Below are 22081 nucleotides of genomic sequence, written 5' to 3' on the forward strand. Positions count from 1 at the left end.
CAATTAATGAATATTCATTCACTTTTTTTGGAGGAGATCAGCTTTGACTATACATAAAATCGTTATACCAACCCCTTTCGCGGTGGGCGACGTGAACGCATTTTTGGTGAAAGGGGATACTTTGTCACTTTTTGATGTAGGACCGAATACGGCTGAAGGATTTGAGGCATTGAAAAAAGGGCTGAAAGAGGCGGGATATGACTTCAAGGACGTAGAACAAATAATCCTCACCCATCATCACCCCGATCATGCCGGTTGCTTAGCCCCATTCGAAAATGCCCGGATCATCGGTCATCCCTATAATGATTTATGGTTGAAACGTGACGCTTCTTTCTTTGAATACCACGACCGCTTTTATATGGACTGCCTTAAGGAGGAAGGGGTACCTGAATCCTATTTATCATGGGTTGAAAAAATGAAGAGGCCGCTCGATTTGATGGGGGACCGTCCGCTTGACGACGTATTGAATGAAGGAGACGAACTTCCGGGGCATCCAGGCTGGAACGTGTTGGAGACATTAGGACATGCTCAAAGTCATCTTTCCTTTTATCATGAAACGACAGGTTCTATGATTGGCGGTGACTTGGTTTTAGAGAAGATATCATCCAATCCGCTTATAGAGCCACCATTGTATTCTACGATGGGACGACCGAAGTCACTACTTCAATATAATGATTCTCTACGAAGACTTTTAGAGATCCCGGTATCTATCATCTATGCCGGCCATATGGGAGAAGTACGAAATGTCCATGAGTTGATTGACACTCGCTTGGAAAAACAGAGAAAGCGTGCGATGAAAGTTCGGGAAATGCTGAATGCTGGACCGAAAACAATTTTTCAATTGAATGCGGAGTTATTCCCGACAAAGTATGAGAAAGAATTAGGCTTGACCCTTTCAGAAACAATCGGGCAAGTAGATTATTTAGTGTTGGAGGGGTTAGCGACCGAAAGCCGGGATAAACTAGGAGTTTTGCTCTATGAACGCACGTAAAATCTTCATTACAGGAGGCACGAGTGGGGTAGGGCTGATCGTAGCAAAGAAGCTTCTACAAAAAGGACATGAAGTCACGGTGACTGGTCGAAATCCGGCAGTTCTGGCAGAGTTAGAAAGTTTGGGTGCACGCACCATTCAAGCTGACCTGTCAAATGTAGTTGATCTGGAATCAGCTATTTCCTTCGCTGGATTACCTGAAATAGTCATCTTTTCTGCAGGAATTGGTACATTTGCCTACGCGGATGAATTGACTGATGAGCAAATGGAAGCCATGTTCCATGTAAATGTAATGGCTCCCATGCAAATGACCAAAAGGTTATTACCCGGGATGAAGGGCCGCGGTTCCGGCCATTTTATATTTTTAGCCTCACAAGCGGGCAAAGTGGCCACACCAAAAGCTTCTGCATACGCGGCGACAAAGCATGCAATTATCGGATATACAAATGCACTGCGTATGGAAATTGAAGCAACTGGAATTCATGTAACTGCAATCAATCCAGGACCAATCGACACACCGTTTCTTGACATTGCTGATACAACCGGCAGTTACCGTAATTCAATGAGGAAATTCTTACTTCCAGCTGAAAAAGTGGCGGATGCTGTCATTCATTCCATTAATTATCCTAAAAGAGAAGTGAATCTGCCCTCTTATATGTCTCTCTCAAGTAAATTGTATGCTTTAGCTCCTACTTTTTCTGAAAGACTTGGAAAGCGTTTTTTTACGAAAAAGTGATATGTAAACAGGTAGTCTAAAAAAAGTTTTTTAACCTATCTTGGAAAACATGCTAAAACTGTTTTATCAGTATATGGAGATAAGCGTAGGCAATCACCGATCAGCTTGAAACGTTCCAAGCATTCTCCCATAATAGGCCAAGAAACTTCGGAAAAGCATTCTGGATTGAATAGCAAGACTTGCTATAAAACAATTACATGCAATTACAAACAAAAAAGTCAGTGAATGCATAATTCCAATCCTTAAAAGTCCAATTTCTTTCATTAAAAAGAAGTTGGTCTTTTTCATGTCTTGTAACGCTTTATTCCCCCATCCGTCAAATAGAGTGAGGAGGAGAATACATGGTCAAAAGGTTTTGGTTACTCCCTTTAATGGTATTACTGCTGGCAGCATGCGGTACATCAACTTCAACAAATGGAGGGGCAAGTGGAGTGTCCGATCAATTATCAATCTCAACAGAGGGCAAAACAAAAGGAGAAGGGTTTATCATAAAAACGGAAGATCACAAAGTTTTAGTCAATGACACGTTTTTTACGATAGACGATAAAACCCATTTAGTAAGTATAGGTGATGGGGGAGAGAAACAACTTGAATTTGAGGATTTAGAAATAGGCATGAAAGTGGATGTTTACAACTCAGGAATCATACTTACATCCTTTCCGGCTCAAGGGTATGCGGATATTTTCGTAGTGAAGAAGGACGAAGAATCTTTGAACTATGCAAAGGCATTCGAAGCTTTTCTTACGTCAGAAAATCGTAAAAACATCGTCTTGATGGGGGAAATCGAATTCGATGAGGACTTCATCGAGTTTAACTTTACTGATATGGATACAAATGATTCCTTTCATGCGAGTATTAATGTTTCAGAACAAACATACTCATTAAACGTATTGGAGCAATAACAGATCGTCAACAGAATCACATATTCTTATGACACTGATAACTTATGTAAAAAAAATAACCCTTACACAGGATTACTCGAGTTCATTGAGTACGTGCTGAGTAAGGGTTTTTAAGTCGATTACCGTATCTTCCGTAATAGCATCCTTGAGCATGACATCCTTGAAGTAGTTCACACTGACAGGGAGGGGAAGCGATAAGAGCTTCCGAAGTGCTGTTTGATACATCACGATGAATTCTGGTTCCGTATTACCGCGTTTCAGCTCCGTAAAGGACTCGTAAAACTGATCAAGCTTATCAGCGAGCTCCAACAGTAAACCTTCCGTCGTGTTATCCTTTCCTTCCTTCATGCGGTGGAAAAACACATCTTGGAACTCTTCTGGTATTTGCTCCATTATGAACCTTTCCATCATTTTCTCTTCTACGTGCGATAGCATTTGCTTCAATTCAGGGGAAGCATGTTTGACCGGTGTTTTAATATCGCCGATAAAAACTTCCGCGAAATCGTGGTTGATCGTCTTTTCATATAATGATTTCCAATCAATTGTAGCCCCATTATTTTCTTCTAATGTGGCAAAGAACATCGCATACATTGAAACCTTCCAGCTATGTGCTGCCACGTTATGCTCCTCATACTTGAATTTCCCCGGAGCTCGAATAATCCGTTCTAAGTCATTAAACCTAGTGAAAAAATTATGAATGCCCACTTACATCAACTCCTTTCAATATTACTTTCCATTTAAGTATTGAATCAAACTTCGATTCATTGTTGATCGTAGCATAGAACACATTTCGGGAGACATTAACATCCAAAAGTTAACCTATTCTTTACAAGGAGGGAGGGTAGGTCGTTGTAATAATTTTATGTCAACTAAATATAACAATCAGAAATCCAATTGGCCTAAATGAATTAAAATACACTTGAATACATTTTTATGACATGTTATGATTCGTGTATAAATATTAATTAGTTATATTGCATAAAGATACAACATTTAATATCTTATGCATAAACATTCATGGAGGTATAACGATGAATAAAAATAAAAAAGTGGTTTTAGCCTATTCTGGCGGTTTGGATACATCTGTAGCGATTCCTTGGTTAAAAGAGCGTGGATACGACGTAGTGGCTGTATGCTTGGATGTCGGTGAAGGAAAAGATTTGGAGTTTATAAAAAACAAAGCAATTCAAGTGGGTGCTGTCGAAAGTTATATGGTGGATGCAAAAGATGAATTTGCCGATGAATATGCGCTAATTGCCTTGCAAGGTCATACATTGTATGAAGGGAAATATCCATTGGTCTCGGCTCTTTCCCGTCCATTAATCTCTAAAAAGCTTGTTGAAATCGCCGAAAAGACAGGTGCAGATGCTGTAGCACACGGCTGTACAGGTAAAGGTAATGACCAAGTTCGTTTCGAGGTATCCATTCATGCCTTGAATCCGTCACTTGAAGTCATCGCACCAGTCCGTGAATGGAGCTGGTCACGTGAAGAAGAGATCGATTATGCAAAGAAGAACAATATTCCGATTCCGGTCAACTTAAACAGCCCCTTCTCGATTGACCAGAATTTATGGGGACGTTCCAATGAATGTGGGATCTTAGAGGACCCTTGGGCTGCGCCTCCTGCCGATGCGTATGATCTGACGGCGGCATTGGAAAATACACCTGAGACACCTGACGTTATTGAGATTACGTTTAATTCAGGCGTACCAGTAGCACTTGACGGAGAGGAATATAAGCTTTCTGAACTCATTCTGAAGTTAAATGAAGTAGCTGGAAAACATGGAGTCGGCCGTATCGATCACGTTGAAAACAGGCTTGTCGGCATTAAATCTCGCGAAGTTTATGAGTGCCCTGGTGCTATCACGTTGTTAACTGCACATAAGGAGCTCGAAGACATAACATTAGTTAAGGAATTAGCACACTTCAAGCCGGTTGTTGAAAAGAAAATGACGGAACTCATTTATGAAGGACTTTGGTTCTCACCACTTAAGCCTGCATTAGAAGCCTTCCTAAAAGAAACACAGAAATATGTGAATGGTGTAGTTCGTGTCAAACTCTTTAAAGGCCACGCTATTGTAGAAGGACGTAAATCCCCAAATAGCTTATATGATGAAAAATTGGCGACGTATACGACTGCAGATGAGTTCAATCATGCGTCAGCTGTCGGCTTCATCGAATTGTGGGGATTGCCAACTAAGGTTCACGCAGAGGTAAACTCTTCCAAGAAGGTGAAATCATGAGCAAGCTTTGGGGAGGGCGTTTCCAAAAATCAGCTGAGGAGTGGGTCGATGAGTTCGGTGCCTCTATCGGCTTTGATCAGGAATTGGTCATGGAAGATTTACAAGGGAGCATTGCACACGTTACGATGTTAGGCAATTGCGGTATTTTGCCTTCTGAAGATGTGGAAACAATCATTGATGGATTACAGCAGCTGAAGTTAAAAGCGGAAAGTGGAAAACTCGAATATTTGATTGAAAATGAAGATATCCATTTGAACTTGGAGAAAATGCTAATTGACCTGATCGGACCGGTAGGAGGTAAACTTCATACCGGTCGAAGCCGGAACGACCAAGTAGCGACAGATATGCACCTCTATCTAAAAGAGCAAGTGAACGAAATCTCTTTGCTGATTGCAGCATTTCAAAAAACTATTATTGAACAGGCTGAGCAGCATATCATGACAGTTGCACCTGGCTATACACATTTGCAACGTGCTCAACCGATTTCTTTCGGACATCATCTTATGACGTATTTTTGGATGCTTCAACGTGATAAAGAGCGTTTAGCCGATTCGATGAAACGAATCGATATTTCCCCATTAGGGGCGGGTGCCCTTGCAGGAACAACTTTCCCTATTGATCGGGAATCCTCTGCCGAACTTTTAGGGTTTACATCTGTCTATCAAAATAGTATGGATGCGGTAAGCGATCGTGATTTCATCGTCGAGTTCCTAAGTAATTCCTCTATGCTGATGATGCACTTATCCCGTTTTGCTGAGGAAATCATCCTTTGGTCCAGTCAGGAATTTCAATTCATCGAATTGGACGATTCTTTCTCTACAGGGTCAAGCATCATGCCACAAAAAAAGAATCCGGACATGGCAGAATTGATCCGTGGCAAGACTGGCAGAGTATACGGAAATCTATTTAGTCTATTGACCACATTAAAAGGCTTGCCTCTGGCGTATAACAAAGATATGCAAGAGGATAAAGAAGGCATGTTTGATACCGTTCACACATTGAAAGGATCGTTAAAGATCTTTGAAGGGTTGATCCGTACGATGACGGTTAAAACCGAACAACTAACAAAAGCGGTAAATCAAGACTTTTCAAACGCAACTGAGTTGGCTGATTATTTGGCTGCCAAAGGAATGCCGTTCCGAGAAGCGCATGAAGTGACAGGGAAACTTGTTTTCCTCTGTATTCAACGTGGACATTATCTGGTGGATTTGCCTCTTGAGGAATTCCAAAAAAAATCGAGATTAATCGAAGAAGACGTCTTCGAAATCCTTTCTCCGGTCAAAGCGGTGGAACGTAGAAATTCCTTCGGCGGAACAGGTTTTGAACAAGTGAAAAAGCAAATTGAGCAGGGGAAAGTTCTGTTATAAAAAAGTAGCGTGTGGTTGCACACGCTCTTTTTTGGTCTTGTAATAGGAAATTTACACTATCTTCATATGCCCTTCATATAGGTCCTATATACTACCTTCATAGACAGAAAAATAGAAAGGTTCTACTTATGAGACCTACTACCTTCAAACATGTACAAAACATGTTCAAGCATTTCATTAGAGAACAAAAGAGAAGTATTCAAAATACAACAAAACATATTGCATTAGATTGGATGATTGAAAAGGAAGCCCTCGATACATTTTTCCAACCGATCATCTCCCTTTCGAGTGGGATGAATTTAGGATATGAAATCTTGAATCGCCCTCCTCAGGACAGTGTATTTCAATCTACAGAAGCATTCTATGATTTCGTAGGTCAAACAGAAATGCACGGACGATTTGAACAGTATTGCATCCATCTCTCAACGAAGAGGTTCAGTCAGTTTTCGCAAGAACTGCCAAATGGCTTTGATACGCTTTTATTTTTGAATATCGCTCCTCAAGCCCTCGTACAATTGGAGAACAACCTGAAAGATTTTGAACAATTGCTTTCCTACCATGGACTTCTTCCGAGTCAAGTGATCTTTGAAATGACCGAAAAGCAGGAGTGTCCAGATTACTCTGTTATGGAAAAACCGTTGATTACATATCGAAAAGCGGGTTTCCGATTCGCAGTAGATGATGTTGGTTCTGGTTACAACAGCTTGAAGACCATCACGGTGATCAAACCGGATTTCATCAAACTCGACAAGTCTCTGATTCGATATATTGACCAGAATTTAGATCAACAGAATATGATTCGTCTATTAGTTAACTTTTCACAGGCATCGGGCTCCAAACTTGTGGCAGAAGGGATTGAACGTCCAGAAGAGATTGAATACCTAACCGCTGCAGGTATACATTATGGACAAGGTTATTTAATCGGCAGACCCGCTCCCTTATTGAGCGAGGGGGCTCTCCCGATATGTTATTCAATGGGAAATCAGACATAAAACGATGAATAAAAGTATAGAACAAAAGGGGTGTTTTAAGTGATTGCTTATATAGGGGATATCGCAAAGAAAATACCGGAAATCCCACTTGGAACAGCATGTGAATTAGCGGAAGAATTATTTACTGCTGAGCCGGGAATCCAAGGCATCGCTATCATGGACGACTCCGTTCCGGTTGCACTCATGACCCGTATGAATTTCTATCAAAAGATGGGGACCCGCTATGGCTATAACTTATACATGAAACGGCCCATTGAACTCCTTGCGAATAATAAACCCTTGATTGTAGATTTTTTTATGTCAGTTACTGAAGTTAGTAAACTTGCAATGGAGAGGCCAGAAGAAGAACTATACGATTATATATTAGTGAACAAAGACCATCGCTTATTTGGAGCTGTCAGTATTAAGGATCTCTTAATGAAAGTCGCGGATATTCAAGCTGAATTAGCAAGTTATTTAAATCCTTTAACAAGACTGCCTGGCAATAATATTATCCAGGAACAATTATACAGCGCCTTTGAATCCAAAGAGCCATTTAGTGTACTCTATATCGATTTGGATCGCTTTAAAGCTTACAATGATACATACGGTTTTAAAAAAGGGGACGAGTTATTACAGGCTACTGCATCAATTCTAAACGACCATATGGATCAAAACGAAACCTTCTTGGGCCATATCGGTGGAGATGATTATATTGTCATCCTCAAAAGTTATGACTACGAAGAATATTGCCGCAAAGTGATTTCATCTTTCGAGGAGAGGGTTAAAAGTTTTTATACCGAGGAGCATTTACAACAAAAATTTGTATCCACAGAAAACCGATCTGGATCGTTGGAAGAATTCCCCCTCGTCTCAATTTCCATTGCTGTCGTTACTAACAGAGAATCCCGTTTTGAGGATGTAGAAGAAATTATCGTTGAGGCTGCAAGAGTGAAGAAACTTTGTAAGTCAATAGTAAAAAGCTGTTACCATTCCAACGAACCACAGCTGCAATTATAATCTGAATATCTTTTTACGACCGCTATCACGTTTTTTAAGAGCTGCATACACTAAAAAATGTTCATAGCCAACGGAAAGGGATGATCAGCAATGTGCGGTATTACCGGCTGGGTTAATTTCCGGCGCAATCTGCGTCCGGAAAGAAAAATGGTGGAGAAAATGATGGCTACACTGTCGAAGCGGGGACCAGACGAAGGGAATGTGTGGCTCGATTCTCACATCGCATTTGGTCATCGGAGGCTGGCAGTTGTCGATCTCGAGGGTGGAAAACAGCCGATGACCAGAGAGAAAGAAGGAACTGGTTATACGATTTGTTATAATGGCGAGCTCTACAATACAGAAGATATTCGTAAAACACTTTTGCAAAGGGGTTATATATTTTCTGGACATTCTGATACTGAAGTGCTCTTAACTGCCTATATCGAATGGGGAGAGAGTTGCCTCGAACATCTGAATGGTATATTTGCCTTCGCAGTTTGGGATGAACAAAAAGAAAAATTGTTCATCGGCCGCGACCGCCTTGGAGTGAAGCCGCTATTTTTTGCGGAACCGAATGGAGGGCTATTATTTGCCTCGGAACAAAAAGCGATTCTGGTCCATCCTGACATGAAGGCGGAAATCGATCGTGAAGGATTGTCAGAACTCTTTGGACTTGGTCCATCGAGAACACCGGGAAATGGTGTTTTTAAAGGAATAAAGGAGTTAAGACCTGCACATGCTCTTACCTTTACCAAAGATGGTCTGAAAGTTTGGCGTTATTGGAATGTAACGAGTAAGCAACATACTGATTCATTTGAGGAAACAGCTGATCATGTCCGTTTTCTTTTTACAGATGCAGTAAAAAGACAACTCGTCTCTGATGTACCCCTTTCGACGTTTTTGTCAGGTGGCCTTGATTCCAGTGCCATTACCGCAATTGCCGCAGCTAGTTATGCTGGGGAAGGAAAACGGCTTCATACGTATTCAATAGACTATGAAGGAAATGAACAACACTTTAAAAAAAGTTTCTTTCAGCCAGATTCGGATGAGATGTTCATTCAAAAGATGACCGATACGTACAGTACTATTCATCATAAATGCGTAATTCCACAAAAGTCACTGGTTGATCGGTTAACGGATGCTGTACATTTTAGGGATCTTCCGGGAATGGCAGATATTGATTCGTCATTATTATGGTTTTGTGAAGAGATCAAAAATGATTTTACAGTCAGTTTGTCCGGTGAATGTGCAGATGAGATCTTTGGGGGCTACCCTTGGTTTCACAGAAAAGAGGACTTGGAACGAGAAGGATTCCCGTGGATGCGTTCAACCGGTCTTAGACAAGAGCTACTAAAAGAGCAATGGCAGAAGAAACTTTCTTTAGAATCATACGTAAATGACCGTTACAGAGAAACGATTGCCGAAGTACCGATTTTAGAAGGGGAAAGTTCGATTGAGGCCAGGCGGAGAGAACTATTCTACTTAAATATGCTGTGGTTTATGAGTACTTTATTAGAGCGTAAAGACCGCATGAGTATGGGAGCAAGCCTTGAAGTAAGGGTTCCATTTGCAGATCATCGTCTCGTTGAATATGCCTGGAATATTCCATGGGATATGAAAATGCATGAAGGAAGAGAAAAGGGCTTACTTCGGAAATCTTTAGAGGGGCTACTTCCTAATGAGGTCTTATATCGTAAAAAGAGTCCTTATCCAAAAACCCATCACCCTGTTTATCTTGAAGAAGTCAGTACATTGCTGAAGAGCTTCACAGCTGACAAGAACAGCGCGCTGCACGAGTTTTTTGATTGCGATCAATTGAATGGCTTGATTGAATCAGGTGGAGCTTCTTTCCAGACCCCTTGGTTCGGCCAATTGATGACGGGTCCACAGTTATTAGCGCACATCGCCCAAATTCATATATGGTTCCATGATTATAATATACAGTTAACTGACTAAGCTTCGGCCAATGCCGAAGTCTTTTTAATTATATGCTTCCTTCCCATCTTAGTTTTTCACTGGATATAAATTTTCTTCAAACCATGTTAAACTATTGTCAGAAAGTTCAATCGTAGAGTCATAGGGGGAAGTTGAATGGAGAAATTGGCAAATGAAATCGAGGAAATCCTTTCGTTATCCGATGGAACATGGGGTGTTGTAGTAGCGGATCTCGATCGGAATGAGCGGTGGGAATGGAATGGGGACGAACTATTCTACGCAGCCAGTGTGATTAAAGTGCCAATTATGGCTGCGGTATTTCAAGCTGAATGGGAAGGAAAACTATCGCTTGATGAATTCATATCGTTGAATGAAGAGGATTACGTCGGTGGTTCCGGCGTCATTCAACACCTCACGCCAGGCACTAATCTGAGTATTCGTGACATCGTCCTTTTAATGATCATCCAAAGTGATAACACTGCGACGAATATGATGATCGACCAGGTAGGTGTCGAGAAAATACAAGATATGATGAAAACGGTAGGGATGGAAAGAAGTACATTCTACAACAAACTAATGATCAGCGCAGAAGGCAGAAGGCACTTCAATATGCTGAACGCGAACGATGTAGCGAATTTACTTATTGGAATTGCGAACAGTGAGGTAGTTTCTCGTGAAGCTTCCAGGGAAATGATTGAAATCTTGAAGAAGCAGCAAATTCGTGACTGCTTGCCGGAAAAATTCCCATCTCCTTATTCAGATACTTATGATGATCACGTTTCGTGGGAATTTGCGAATAAAACCGGTTGGGTTCCTGGACTTCGTCATGATGCAGGAGTTCTTTACACAAATGGTCGGAGAGTCGTCGTTTCCGCGTTTTCAAAAGATGAAGATGATCTCAAATCGAAGCGCATGTTAGCGGAAATTGGGGAAGCTGTATACCGGTGGATGCATGATGTCGAAAGTTAAATGGGCCATTCTAATCGGTTTCACAGTAGCATTATTGCTTTTCGGTTCAACACTATATAGTCAATATAAGCCGGATCCATCACTGTATGGCTTTCCTGTTCCAAATCTTGCCGTACTGACGAAGGAGCATAACACTGGGAAAAACTTTGAATGGTCGCGTGCTTCTGAAGAAAATGGCATTCCTTTCGATTATGAAATGTCTCTTAAACTGCGAGGCTGGAAAAAAGGAGAAAGGGAAGGTGCTGCAGTCGTTTACACGAAAGACCAGCAAGTCATAACATTGATATCCCAAACAGATATACTGAATGTATTAAAAACACCGCTTCGTTAAATCCGGAGCGGTGTTTATCTGTTCACTATTGTAAATTTATCCGCCACTTCTTTAGCGAAACGATAATAAGAGGAGTGAGGGCGATCTTTCAGTTTGCCCAACGTTTCCTTAGCTAAGGTACTTGCTTCCACCTGTTTGCCTAATCCCGCTAAACAAAGAGCTTGATAACTTGTAGAAATCCACTTTATAGACCTCACCAACGGAAAGTTGTTACATCTTATTTCTGCATTTTTAGGAACTTGCTGAAATAGTTCCCAAGCTTCGTTATACTCATCCATCTTCACTAACGCCCGTGCTTTCAGATCGTAAGCCAATTCTATATAACTTCTCTTCTGTTCAGGCGATAGGGGACTATCCAACAGTATATATTTAACATACTCATCAGCCAACTCAACGGCAATCTCGTCATTACTCTCGTAATACTCCTCCAGATGGATAAAAAAGATGCCATGTTTCGCAAGAAGTGATTCATTTTGAAGCGTTTGTACAAATGTATTTGCTGTATTAACGATTGATCTGGCTGACTCATGATCACCGATTTCATAGTGAAGAAGAGCTTTCATTTGTAGCAACTCATAGTATTCCCCAAGTTCCAAAGACTGACGTGCCATTTGGATGGTCCTATCAAGCATATCCACCGCTTTTACTACATCCCCGACTGCTTCTTGCGCAATCGCCCACAGCATAAAACAGCGAATTATTGTGCTTGCTTGTTGACAGTTTGAGCAATCCTCAAGAATTTTCAGTGCCTCTTCAGCTGTACCGTTTTCTAATTGGTTTACCGCTATTTTTAACTTGACAGATACTGCTTGGTCAACCATCCCATTCTTTTCATATATCTTAATCGCCCGAATCAATGCCCACTCTTCGTATTGGTCACTCGCTTCCGTGAAGAGTTCATGTAGAATGGCCGCTTCCACGGTATCGTCCAATTGTTTAAGAATAGGGGATATCAGTAGAAGAACTTCATCACGCGAGTGATTTTCTATAAATGATTTTGCTTCAATAATGATTTGTTGAAGCTCGCTCTTCGTATAATTTCCAAGGAGGTCTGACACTGTCACGTTTAGTTTATCGGCTAAATATTGGAGGCGTTCTATTGAAGGCTGCGTTTTTCCGTTCTCTATTAAACTAATCATGCCGCGAGAAATCTGTTCTCCAGCTAAATCGGAAATGGTCATTTTTTTCGCTTTCCGTATACGTTTGATGTTCTCTCCGACATGTCTCATTTTTTCACCTCTTAACTAAGAATCCTTTTATATCAGTCTATCAGCTTTTTGAGAGAAAATTAAGAAATTTAATAAGTTAAATTTCGACAGCATTCGTGTTTAATATATTAAACTTTCGACAAAGTTATTGTAAAGAAAAAAACCGTCATCAGTAGACGGTTTTACTGTAAAAATAAGATAGTTGAGAGATAAATGACAAACGCAACTGTTAAACTGCTAAGTAAAGTAGTAAACAATACAGTTTGAGCTGCACGATCGGGTTCGACATCGTATTCCAATGCAAGAGAAGAACTGTTTCTTGAAGAAGGAAAAGAGCTGGCGATAAATAATGATTGAGCAACAATGCCTTCAATTCCCATTATATAAATAAACGCTAACGCAACTGCCGGACCTATAATAAGTCGTCCGATTGAGCCCGCGATGATCACTTTATCCAAGAATTTGAACTTGATCTGAATCAGCTGGGCACCGAGGGTAATCAAAGCTACTGCAATAATGGCATCTGACAAGTGCTCAATCGGCAGCCAGAGAAACTGAGGAATTGGTATATTCAATGCATTTAAAATGCCACCCGCAATCAATGCATGGATAATCGGCATCTTAAATAGGGAGCGTACTATTTCAAGTCCTGATTTCGTAGCCGATATCAAATTATACAATCCATAGGTGAACGTCAAAACGTTTTGGAAAACTAACACGATAATTTGTACCGCCATCCCAAGCGGATGTGTTTGAAACACAAGCTGACTCACCGGCAACCCATAGTTTCCAGAGTTAATGAGGGACACACTGTTCTTGAAAACAGCTGATTGCCCTTTGTTCAGCTTTAGCAATTTGCTGAATATTGAACCTAAGATGATCAATGTTCCTCCAAACAATAATAGATAGACCATGATTTCAACCAATAACTGTGGATCAATTTCAGTCAAGTATATATTGACGAATACCGTTGCCGGCATTAAACAATACGTAATCAAATTCGATAAAGCTCTTAAATTAAAGTTAAATTTCTTCTGCAGAGCACCACCGATTGCCAGCAGTATTAGCATCGGAAAAATAACATTTAAAAAAATCACTCCAATATATGACATAATCCTCACCCCAACTTTAGTTTAAAACTTTTGGGTGATAAGTTAAATTACATAGTTTTTATGCCTCAACATAAGGAAAAGTTATTGATTGACTATTTTGTATTAAACTTTCGTTGCTTTGTTGTTACCCCCGAAGGTTCCACTTACAATCACCTCTATAAATTAGTACAGGAAGAGGATATTTTAACACCTTACTAATATGTTATATTGGGAGAAATAGACATACAGGCAGGGGAATTGGAAATGGGGAAAGAAAAACGAGCTATTGGCATTGCCATGGTTTTAATAGGAGCAAGTTTTTGGGGAATAGGGGGAACTGTGTCACAACGGTTATTCCAGGAATCGGGAATTCCAGTCAACTGGCTCGTGACCGTCCGTCTTCTGATTGCAGGAATGCTGTTGATTGGGCTTGCCTGGATGAAAGACCGGAACAAAGTATTCCAAGTTTGGAAGGAACGCCGTGATGCTATTCAGATTATGATTTTTGGTCTTGTTGGGATGCTATCGGCTCAATATACTTACATGGCGTCCATCAGCCATGGCAACGCTGCAGTCGCAACGCTGTTGCAATACTTAGGACCAGTTGTCATCATCGTGTACTTAGTTTTAAGAGGAATCAATAAATTCTCCGTAAGAGACTTGGTCGGAGTAATCTTTGCGCTGTCCGGGACATTCCTGCTTTTGACGAACGGCTCTGCAGGGGCGTTAGCTGTGCCGGTTCCGGCAGTTGTCTGGGGCTTGCTATCGGCCATTGCTCTTGCGTTCTATACGTTATATCCTGCGGAACTCTTAAAAAAATATGGATCACTTACCATTATCGGCTGGGCGATGTTAATCGGCGGGGTTGGAATGAGCTTCATTCATCCACCATGGAACTTCAATGTAGCAGGATGGGGGATGGACACAGTCTTCTACCTTGCATTCGTCATCGTTTTTGGAACAATGATTGCTTTCTGGTTCTACTTAGGCAGCCTCAGTTACTTGAAACCGCAAGAAACGAGCCTGCTCAGCAGTGTCGAACCACTTGCAGCAATTGTGACATCGGTAGTTTGGCTGCACGTGTCATTCGGCTTCTATCAAGTAATCGGAATGGGACTGATCTTCTGTATGATCATCTATTTGGCGGTCTTTAAGGAAAAGGTGGAAGTGCCGGATATCGAGTCCACGATTATGAACTAATATCATAGATTTGCCGTTAGTGAGTTATGCTTACTTGAAAAGGGGGTAGTTATCGTATGCATATTCTTAAAATGGATGAGATGAATCGGTTACAGCAGGAAAGGCGTGAGCTTTTTCGTAAAGATGTGCTCCATATTTTGAATGGTCAGGCCATGTACGAGGAATTTGAAGATGGAAAACTGTTGGGTGACTCTGATTACGTTCCATTTAATGAAGCGATGTGTGTACACACTACGACTAACTTCGTGTTTGATCAAAAGTTTATCGAAACCCGGGCTTTTGGACATCATGATTCTGTAGAAAATTATCGCAAAAAGGTGATTGAACCATTAGACAATCTGATCAATAAACAGTATGAAGGGATTGTTTTATGGTTTGGTGAAGACATGTTTTGCCAGATGAATGTACTTACACTGCTTGCCTACTTGGAACAGTCGGGATATGATCGCAACGTCTACTTAAATAGCTTTCAAGAGGACGTGTTTAAGGTGAGTCAAACAGAATTGACATTAGGCAACTACTCATCTGTTTATGAAGATGTATTGATCAACCACCATAAGCCATCAATTGTCCTGCTTCCTATAATGGATCGAGCAATCGATCTCTATTTAGACATGCTAAAAGAAGAGAATGCAGTTGTGCAGTACATATCCGACCATAAAGAGTTACCGGAATCTGTATTAATCAATCGTTTATTTATCCGTTTTCCGGATCTCGGATATGGCGATGTCCAATATCGGGAGCTTATAAATAAAATTAAATGATTATCTGCGCATAGATTATTCGTTGTTGTATTGTTGCATGTTGCTGCATGAGTGAGGCTACACAATAGCAGGTTCCCAGAAGGGATCGGCACCAGCAGACTAACCTCCCGGATTGGCAAATCTCTCAAGGGCGGTTAGTCTTTTTTATAGAAATCAACCGTAAAAAAGCACAAAACGAAACACCAGCAAGCAATATTCTCGCTGACGTTTCGTTTTTATTTATCTTTAATTCCTCATTCCTTTATGATCCATTCTTTTTTCCATTCTCAAAAATTTTTACGCCTCAATTTCAATTTCACGCCCTTTTTCTCCTGTAACTTTCCGCCACTTACATTTAATACATTTGAATACGAACATTCGTTTCGGGTATACTCTTTATAGAACGAACAGAACAAATGTTCTTTAATTCAAAGGAGGGTCACAGATGTACGAAAACATGCCGGATCGGAAGATTGTGTGTCTGGATATGCGGAGTTTTTATGCAAGCTGTGCGGCGGCCGATGCCGGGCTCGATGTGATGGAGACTCCAATTGCGGTCGTTGGCAACCTTCAGCAGAAGGGCAGTATCGTCCTTGCTGCGTCACCGAAATTGAAAAAGGAATTTGGCGTAAAACCAGCAAAACACCGATTGTTTGAAATTCCGGATGATCCGTCGATCCGCCTGATTGAGCCGAAGATGGGGCTTTTTGTGAAAGTATCGATGGAAATTGTCCGGCTACTGAACCAGTTTGTGCCGAAAGAAGCGATCCATGTATACAGCGTTGATGAAAGTTTCATCGATTTAGGAGGGACCGAAAAGCTGTGGGGTCCAATCGAGGATACTGTCCACCGCATCATGGATGAGCTGGCACTGCAATTTCAATTGCCGTCTGCCATGGGGATGGGGCCGAACATGCTCATGTCGAAACTGGCCCTCGATCTTGAAGGGAAAAAGACCGGCTTCGCGCGCTGGACATATGAAGATGTACCGGAAAAACTCTGGCCGGTGTCGCCGCTCTCTGAAATGTGGGGCATCGGGTCCCGGCTTGAGCGGACGTTGAATGGCATGGGGATTTTCTCAATCGGAGATTTAGCAAGGACAGATCTCCGGATGTTAGAAAAGAAGTTCGGCGTTATGGGGAACCAGTTGTATCACCATGCGTGGGGAATCGATTTGTCCGAACTCGGGGCACCGCTGATGGATGGCCAGGTAAGTTTCGGAAAAGGGCAAGTCCTGTTCCGCGATTACAATACAGCCGAAGAAGTGCTCGTTGTCATTTTAGAAATGTGTGAGGATGTGGCGAGGCGTGCAAGGGAAGCCGGAAAGGTCGGGCGGACTATACATCTTAGCGTAAGCTATAGCGACAAAGTGTTTGGCGGCGGTTTCAGCCGTTCCCGTTCCATTGAAGAAGGAACAAACGAAACGATGAAAATTTACCGGGTATGCAAGGAGCTGTTAGAGGAGTTCTACGACGGCCGGCCGGTGAGAAGACTGGCAATTTCCCTCTCCAATTTGGAGGATGAACATGTTATGCAATTGAGTTTATTTGAAGAACGCAAATGGCAAAACCGGAAATTGGGCGAGACAATCGACCAACTCCGCAGCCGTTACGGTACTACCGCAGTTCTCCGCGCTGTGTCGTATACCGATGCTGGCACAGCAGTCCAACGAGCACATCTGATTGGCGGGCATAAGGCAAACTGATGAGAGACAGGAGGAATGGCTATGCTACGTGACCGAGGCAGCAAAAAATGGACGGCAATGATGCTGCCGGAGCATCTGCGGCTCCTCCGTGAATGGCAGGACGAGGATGCGATTCCCGACCGGAAGGAACCGGATGAGCAGCAGCTGGAAGAATGGGAGTTTCTATTGTCTGAAGCGATGGAGTGGAATAAAGAGGTTGCCATCCGTTACTGGAAGAATGGAAACCCGCAGGAAGTGAAAGGGTATGTCCACTGTTCACACAACATGACCGGAACACTTCGGATCGTGACACAGGATGGGGAAGCAAAAGTGGTTCCTGTACGGGACATCGAACGGATTTCGGGGATGGAATGATCGGTTGAATAATAGAGAAGGGAATGAATCATCAAACCCGAGAAGGGATTAATGTTCTTTCTATTGAAATAGTAGTGAAGGTTATAAAGGGGGAATGGGACTTGTTAGAAAATCTCGCAATTGATCTAAAGACTGATCCGAACCAGTCTTTAGTCATTTTGATGTGCGGAATCGCTGGATCCGGAAAATCGACCTTATCCAAAAAGATAGAAGCAGAAAAAGGATTTGTCCGCCTTTCCATAGATGAAGAAGTATGGTCCTTCAGAGGTCGTTACGGAATAGATTATCCCGTTGAGAAGTACGAGGACTATTTAGACGAGGCGGAGCTTCGTTTGATAAATAAGCTGATTACATTCATCCAAGAGAAACGCAACATTGTCGTCGATACAAGTTGTTGGAACCGATCCATAAGAGAGAACTATAAAAGGGTTATTGAAAATGCCGGTGGGAATTGGAAGCTGGTCTATTTAAAAGTTCATCCTGATGAATTGAGAAGAAGGCTTGCAATTAGAAACGAACGATTTGACGCAAATGCAGCTTTCCCAATCACACAGGAGATCCTTGATTCTTTCATAAGAGGGTTTGAGGAGCCAAAGGGTGAAGGGGAAATCGTACTTAAGAGTGAAATGCCTTCGTCATAGAATGAGGCATATGGTAAGCCAACTAAAGAAGGAGAAAATCGTTCCTCCTTCTTCTGTGATCGAAATAACTGTCAGCACATGACAATAATTTGGAAGGGTGTCGTCTGGGCAGGAATGCTTCTTGTAGTAGCACCATATACAACGATTAAATTACGGTTAGCGGGACTTCGCGTAAAAGCCTGGCCATTTTCTAAGAGAAGTTGGGTAGTAGGAGAGAAATTCAATTTCAATTGGCCGTCGCCGCTCACATAGTCCTCATTGAAGAAGGACACTTTTACATTTCGATAGGGCGAATCTTTTGCCATGACCAAGCTCCGGTATTGCGGAGGATAAATGAGTGGTACAGGCGCATCCGCATCATAAAAACCGGTCACCCTGTCACCGGCCACCACCATGGCATGGTCAACGAAATAAGTGGTAGGTTCCACAATGAAATTCACGGTAGAACCATGTCCATCGTTAACCGCCATCAATTTAAAGCAACCCGCATGTTCCGCGGCCACATTAAAATCACTGATTGAAGTTACGACTCCGCTGAAAGATAAAAAATTCATTCATTTGCCTCCACGATTAACTTATACAATTAACTTATTCATCACAGAAATGAAAAGTGAGCAGGTCGTTTTAGCGAAATCTCGTGGTACGACCAGTGTTAACAAACTAGTTAACACTGGTCGTTTTTTAATGAAAAAGTATGCTTGGATTGAATTCACTTATCCGAATTCTTCAACTCCCGGTCTTATTGCCTCTAAGCTCTCACAAGCCCCCACGAATCTCCTTTTATATTCAACTTAGAGAGCTCTAAAACTTCCTATAAACTAAGCATTCCTATAAAACTCAAAACATATAGTTAGGTATTACTGATAGACGGAAGTTTATAAAAGAAAGAAGGCTGATAGATAGGAATGAAAAAAACTGAATAAGTGAGCTTAAAATTAGTGCTTCTCAAAAAATGAAAAGCTATAAAAGCAGGGATAATTGTCGCCAAAAACATAGTTGAAATTCTAACACGGAGGTTTGCTTATGAACGTAACAGAATACTACCAAGAATCTGTCCAAAGAGTCATGAAAAAACTTGACGTAACCATGGAAGGGTTATCGGATTATGAAGTACAAGCCCGGCAAAAAGAATACGGGTACAATGAGTTGCAAGAAGGGGAAAAACAGCACGTCGGTCAAATCTTTCTTCAGCAATTCAAGGATTTTTTAGTCATCATACTAAATATTGCAGCTATCATTTCGGCCTTTTTGGGTGAAGTGGTCAGCTCAATTGTCATTTTAGTCGTAGTGATCCTGAATGCAGTTCTCGGAACCGTCCAGCACATGAAGGCGGAAAAGTCTTTAAACAGTTTAAAAGCAATGGCCGTTCCCACAGCAAAAGTATTACGCAACGGACAGATTGTTGAAATCCTCTCCAGAGAAGTAGTAGTAGGTGATATTCTCCTATTAAATGCTGGGGATTATATTTGCGCAGATGGCAGAATCATTGAAAGTCACAGCCTGCAGGTAAATGAAAGCTCACTCACAGGTGAATCCATCGCCATCGAAAAAATGGTGAATTCTATTAACAGAAAAGATGTAGCACTTGGCGATAAACAGAATATGGTCTTTTCAGGGAGTTTTGTAACAGCCGGAAGAGGACAAGCCATTGTGACGTCAATCGGGTCACAAACAGAAATCGGCAAAATTGCGAACTTGATCGAGAGCGCGAAGGAAAAGGATACACCTCTTCAAGTCAGTCTGGAGCAATTCGGAAAACGCCTTGCTTTTGGAATCATTATCATTTGCCTAATCGTTTTCGGTTTAGATCTTATCCGTGGGAATGAAATCGTCGGATCATTTATGTTCGCTGTATCATTGGCTGTTGCTGCTATCCCGGAAGCATTAAGTTCAATTGTCACCATCGTCCTTGCATTCGGGACACAGAAAATGGCGAAAGAAAATGCCATTGTACGCAAATTGCATGCTGTCGAAAGCCTCGGCAACATTTCAGTTATCTGTTCGGATAAAACAGGGACATTAACTCAAAACAAAATGACTGTTCAGCAAGTTTATGTGAATGAAGAAGTGATTTCCACTGAACAATTTCAAAGAAGCGGAGAGATTCAAAGGAAATTCATCAACATGACATTGTTATGTAATGACTCTGTGGCAGTGGATGGGAAAGAAATCGGCGATCCGACAGAAGTGGCTCTAACAAATTTCGGAAAGAACTATCAAAATGCTTCCACTGTTCGGGAAATGTATCAGCGGTTAGGGGAAATCCCATTCGACTCGGAACGGAAATTGATGAGTACCGTCCATCGGATAGGAAACCGATATGTCATGATCACGAAAGGAGCAATTGATGTACTGCTTCCAAAAATCGTGAAGATGGAGACGTCCAGAGGAGTAGCAAGCATTTCAAAGCATCAGCAAGAAGCGATCAAACAGGCAAATTATCTCTTCTCCAATTTAGGGCTGCGTGTCATCGCTTTTGCATATAAAGAAGTTCTTTCACCCATGGTGAGCCTTGAAGCAGAAAAAGATTTGACCTTTGTGGGGTTAGCCGCAATGATGGATCCGCCGCGGAACGAATCAAAACAGGCAGTCGCTGATTGTATCGAAGCAGGGATTAAACCGGTGATGATAACAGGAGACCACAAAATCACGGCCATTGCCATCGCTTCACAAATCGGAATTTTAAAAGATCCAACTGAAGCGATCGAAGGAAAAGATATTGAAAAGTTATCAGATGAGGAACTGAAAGAAAAAATTGAAGACATTTCAGTATTTGCCCGTGTTTCACCGGAACATAAAATCCGGATTGTGAAAGCTTGGCAGGAGAAAGGGAACGTCGTGGCGATGACTGGCGATGGCGTAAATGATGCTCCGGCATTAAAACAGGCAGATATCGGAGTGGCGATGGGAATAACAGGAACAGAAGTCGCTAAGGATGCTTCCTCGATGGTTTTGACAGATGATAACTTCGCAACCATCGTTAAAGCGGTTTCCAATGGACGAAGCATGTATTCAAATATTAAAAACGCAATCCAATTTTTATTATCCGGTAATACTGGAGCCATCTTAGTCGTGCTTTATGCATCCCTTTTGTCATTGCCTACACCATTCGCTCCGGTTCACCTTCTATTCATTAACCTATTAACGGATAGTTTACCGGCGATTGCCATTGGGTTGGAACCCCATAACAAACAAGTTTTGAAAGAAAAACCCCGTAACAGACATGAATCTTTATTGAATAAGGAGTTTGCATCTAAAGTAAGTCTGGAAGGTTTGCTCATTGCAGCAGTGACCATCATTGCATTCCAAAATGGATTATCTACAGGAAATACGATGGTCGCAAGCACAATGGCTTTCGCTACCTTATGTTTATCAAGATTGTTCCATGGATTTAACTGCCGTTCAAACGAATCAATATTTAAAATTGGAATTTTTTCAAACCTTGTATGCTGGGCTGCATTTCTGATTGGTGTTTTGTTGTTAAATACCGTATTACTCTCAGGAATATTTGAAGTGGCTACATTAACCAACCAGCAATTAGGCATCGTATATGGCTTGTCATTTGTCCCATTGGTGATCATTCAGTTTTATAAGCTATTTTTGAGAAAAAAATGAAGAAAGATATTTCAGAATCCGAAAAATCTTTCATTCCCTCTCTTCTCTAAATTTAGAACATTTGCTAAACTGAGATAGTC

At 41.5% G+C, this 22081-nt stretch carries 20 protein-coding genes; 16 read left to right on the forward strand and 4 right to left on the reverse strand.

Annotated elements, in window-relative coordinates:
* The first annotated feature begins 43 nt into the window (after positions 1-43).
* The 3 genes from ACFOZY_RS12265 (at position 44) to ACFOZY_RS12275 (ending at position 2629) form a co-directional block, all read left to right on the forward strand.
* A complete protein-coding gene (locus ACFOZY_RS12265) occupies positions 44-991 on the forward strand; it encodes an MBL fold metallo-hydrolase (RefSeq protein WP_378155845.1) in 948 nt (315 codons plus the stop codon).
* The gene (locus ACFOZY_RS12270; RefSeq protein ID WP_378155847.1) at positions 978-1727 is read left to right on the forward strand and encodes an SDR family NAD(P)-dependent oxidoreductase; all 750 of its coding nucleotides are present in this window, start codon (positions 978-980) and stop codon (positions 1725-1727) included. The genes ACFOZY_RS12265 and ACFOZY_RS12270 overlap by 14 nt, the downstream gene beginning before the upstream one ends.
* Before the next feature lie 341 nt (positions 1728-2068).
* The gene (locus ACFOZY_RS12275) at positions 2069-2629 is read left to right on the forward strand and encodes a DUF3221 domain-containing protein (RefSeq protein WP_378155849.1); all 561 of its coding nucleotides are present in this window, start codon (positions 2069-2071) and stop codon (positions 2627-2629) included.
* Positions 2630-2701: 72 nt separating this feature from the next.
* Here the strand turns inward: ACFOZY_RS12275 and ACFOZY_RS12280 are convergent, their stop codons facing one another.
* On the reverse strand, positions 2702-3334 hold the full coding sequence (locus ACFOZY_RS12280) for a YfbR-like 5'-deoxynucleotidase (protein ID WP_378155851.1): 633 nt from the start codon (positions 3332-3334) through the stop codon (positions 2702-2704).
* 326 nt (positions 3335-3660) lie between these two features.
* On the opposite strand from ACFOZY_RS12280, the gene ACFOZY_RS12285 reads away from it, so the two are divergent.
* The 7 genes from ACFOZY_RS12285 to ACFOZY_RS12315 all read left to right on the forward strand — a co-directional run bounded on the left by ACFOZY_RS12285 (position 3661) and on the right by ACFOZY_RS12315 (position 11444).
* On the forward strand, positions 3661-4872 hold the full coding sequence (locus ACFOZY_RS12285; protein WP_378155853.1) for an argininosuccinate synthase: 1212 nt from the start codon (positions 3661-3663) through the stop codon (positions 4870-4872).
* Entirely contained in the window at positions 4869-6239 is a 1371-nt protein-coding gene (argH, locus tag ACFOZY_RS12290) for an argininosuccinate lyase (protein ID WP_378155855.1), read from the forward strand. Before ACFOZY_RS12285 ends, argH begins: the two co-directional genes overlap by 4 nt.
* A gap of 128 nt (positions 6240-6367) precedes the next feature.
* The gene (locus ACFOZY_RS12295) at positions 6368-7231 is read left to right on the forward strand and encodes an EAL domain-containing protein (RefSeq protein WP_378155857.1); all 864 of its coding nucleotides are present in this window, start codon (positions 6368-6370) and stop codon (positions 7229-7231) included.
* Positions 7232-7270: 39 nt separating this feature from the next.
* Positions 7271-8230, forward strand: coding sequence for a GGDEF domain-containing protein (locus ACFOZY_RS12300; protein ID WP_378155859.1), 960 nt, complete (start codon positions 7271-7273; stop codon positions 8228-8230).
* A 90-nt stretch (positions 8231-8320) separates the two neighbouring features.
* Positions 8321-10165, forward strand: coding sequence for an asparagine synthase (glutamine-hydrolyzing) (gene asnB / locus ACFOZY_RS12305; protein ID WP_378155861.1), 1845 nt, complete (start codon positions 8321-8323; stop codon positions 10163-10165).
* A 135-nt stretch (positions 10166-10300) separates the two neighbouring features.
* Complete coding sequence (locus ACFOZY_RS12310) at positions 10301-11113, forward strand: serine hydrolase (RefSeq protein ID WP_378155863.1); 813 nt, start codon at positions 10301-10303, stop codon at positions 11111-11113.
* Positions 11097-11444 carry a hypothetical protein gene (locus ACFOZY_RS12315; protein WP_378155865.1) on the forward strand — a complete coding sequence of 116 codons (348 nt, stop codon included), beginning with the start codon at positions 11097-11099 and terminating at the stop codon, positions 11442-11444. Before ACFOZY_RS12310 ends, ACFOZY_RS12315 begins: the two co-directional genes overlap by 17 nt.
* A 14-nt stretch (positions 11445-11458) precedes the next feature.
* On the opposite strand, the gene ACFOZY_RS12320 is transcribed toward ACFOZY_RS12315, so the two are convergent.
* Both ACFOZY_RS12320 and ACFOZY_RS12325 read right to left on the reverse strand, forming a co-directional pair.
* Positions 11459-12673 (reverse strand): helix-turn-helix domain-containing protein, encoded by a 1215-nt coding sequence (locus ACFOZY_RS12320; RefSeq protein WP_378155867.1) that lies wholly within the window; start codon positions 12671-12673, stop codon positions 11459-11461.
* A 161-nt stretch (positions 12674-12834) separates the two neighbouring features.
* Positions 12835-13722 carry an AEC family transporter gene (locus ACFOZY_RS12325; RefSeq protein WP_378155869.1) on the reverse strand — a complete coding sequence of 296 codons (888 nt, stop codon included), beginning with the start codon at positions 13720-13722 and terminating at the stop codon, positions 12835-12837.
* Between the two features lie 285 nt (positions 13723-14007).
* On the opposite strand from ACFOZY_RS12325, the gene ACFOZY_RS12330 reads away from it, so the two are divergent.
* From ACFOZY_RS12330 to ACFOZY_RS12350, 5 genes are all read left to right on the forward strand, one after another.
* Entirely contained in the window at positions 14008-14943 is a 936-nt protein-coding gene (locus ACFOZY_RS12330; RefSeq protein WP_378155872.1) for a DMT family transporter, read from the forward strand.
* 56 nt (positions 14944-14999) lie between these two features.
* The gene (locus ACFOZY_RS12335) at positions 15000-15707 is read left to right on the forward strand and encodes an AraC family transcriptional regulator (protein WP_378155874.1); all 708 of its coding nucleotides are present in this window, start codon (positions 15000-15002) and stop codon (positions 15705-15707) included.
* Positions 15708-16131: 424 nt separating this feature from the next.
* Entirely contained in the window at positions 16132-17391 is a 1260-nt protein-coding gene (locus ACFOZY_RS12340) for a DinB/UmuC family translesion DNA polymerase (protein WP_378155876.1), read from the forward strand.
* A gap of 21 nt (positions 17392-17412) precedes the next feature.
* Positions 17413-17745, forward strand: a complete 333-nt coding sequence (locus ACFOZY_RS12345; RefSeq protein ID WP_378155878.1) for a YolD-like family protein — start codon at positions 17413-17415, stop codon at positions 17743-17745.
* Between the two features lie 101 nt (positions 17746-17846).
* Positions 17847-18386, forward strand: a complete 540-nt coding sequence (locus ACFOZY_RS12350; RefSeq protein WP_378155880.1) for a P-loop nucleotide/nucleoside kinase family protein — start codon at positions 17847-17849, stop codon at positions 18384-18386.
* A 71-nt stretch (positions 18387-18457) separates the two neighbouring features.
* Here the strand turns inward: ACFOZY_RS12350 and ACFOZY_RS12355 are convergent, their stop codons facing one another.
* Positions 18458-18940, reverse strand: a complete 483-nt coding sequence (locus ACFOZY_RS12355; RefSeq protein ID WP_378155882.1) for a hypothetical protein — start codon at positions 18938-18940, stop codon at positions 18458-18460.
* A gap of 469 nt (positions 18941-19409) precedes the next feature.
* Here ACFOZY_RS12355 and ACFOZY_RS12360 point away from each other — a divergent pair, with 469 nt between their 5' ends.
* Positions 19410-22001, forward strand: coding sequence for a cation-translocating P-type ATPase (locus ACFOZY_RS12360; RefSeq protein ID WP_378155884.1), 2592 nt, complete (start codon positions 19410-19412; stop codon positions 21999-22001).
* Positions 22002-22081 lie beyond the last annotated feature (80 nt).

Source organism: Chungangia koreensis (assembly GCF_042651785.1).
Classification (GTDB): domain Bacteria; phylum Bacillota; class Bacilli; order Bacillales_A; family Planococcaceae; genus Chungangia; species Chungangia koreensis.

What these genes read in the sequence shown, in the direction of transcription:
- ACFOZY_RS12270 (WP_378155847.1), top strand. Translation starts at nt 978, where the DNA reads ATGAACGCACGTAAAATCTTCATTACAGGAGGCACGAGTGGGGTAGGG.
- ACFOZY_RS12275 (WP_378155849.1), top strand. Translation starts at nt 2,069, where the DNA reads ATGGTCAAAAGGTTTTGGTTACTCCCTTTAATGGTATTACTGCTGGCA.
- ACFOZY_RS12285 (WP_378155853.1), top strand. Translation starts at nt 3,661, where the DNA reads ATGAATAAAAATAAAAAAGTGGTTTTAGCCTATTCTGGCGGTTTGGAT.
- argH (WP_378155855.1), top strand. Translation starts at nt 4,869, where the DNA reads ATGAGCAAGCTTTGGGGAGGGCGTTTCCAAAAATCAGCTGAGGAGTGG.
- ACFOZY_RS12295 (WP_378155857.1), top strand. Translation starts at nt 6,368, where the DNA reads ATGAGACCTACTACCTTCAAACATGTACAAAACATGTTCAAGCATTTC.
- asnB (WP_378155861.1), top strand. Translation starts at nt 8,321, where the DNA reads ATGTGCGGTATTACCGGCTGGGTTAATTTCCGGCGCAATCTGCGTCCG.
- ACFOZY_RS12310 (WP_378155863.1), top strand. Translation starts at nt 10,301, where the DNA reads ATGGAGAAATTGGCAAATGAAATCGAGGAAATCCTTTCGTTATCCGAT.
- ACFOZY_RS12315 (WP_378155865.1), top strand. Translation starts at nt 11,097, where the DNA reads ATGATGTCGAAAGTTAAATGGGCCATTCTAATCGGTTTCACAGTAGCA.
- ACFOZY_RS12320 (WP_378155867.1), bottom strand. Translation starts at nt 12,673, where the DNA reads ATGAGACATGTCGGAGAGAACATCAAACGTATACGGAAAGCGAAAAAA.
- ACFOZY_RS12325 (WP_378155869.1), bottom strand. Translation starts at nt 13,722, where the DNA reads ATGCTAATACTGCTGGCAATCGGTGGTGCTCTGCAGAAGAAATTTAAC.
- ACFOZY_RS12330 (WP_378155872.1), top strand. Translation starts at nt 14,008, where the DNA reads ATGGGGAAAGAAAAACGAGCTATTGGCATTGCCATGGTTTTAATAGGA.
- ACFOZY_RS12335 (WP_378155874.1), top strand. Translation starts at nt 15,000, where the DNA reads ATGCATATTCTTAAAATGGATGAGATGAATCGGTTACAGCAGGAAAGG.
- ACFOZY_RS12340 (WP_378155876.1), top strand. Translation starts at nt 16,132, where the DNA reads ATGTACGAAAACATGCCGGATCGGAAGATTGTGTGTCTGGATATGCGG.
- ACFOZY_RS12345 (WP_378155878.1), top strand. Translation starts at nt 17,413, where the DNA reads ATGCTACGTGACCGAGGCAGCAAAAAATGGACGGCAATGATGCTGCCG.
- ACFOZY_RS12355 (WP_378155882.1), bottom strand. Translation starts at nt 18,940, where the DNA reads ATGAATTTTTTATCTTTCAGCGGAGTCGTAACTTCAATCAGTGATTTT.
- ACFOZY_RS12360 (WP_378155884.1), top strand. Translation starts at nt 19,410, where the DNA reads ATGAACGTAACAGAATACTACCAAGAATCTGTCCAAAGAGTCATGAAA.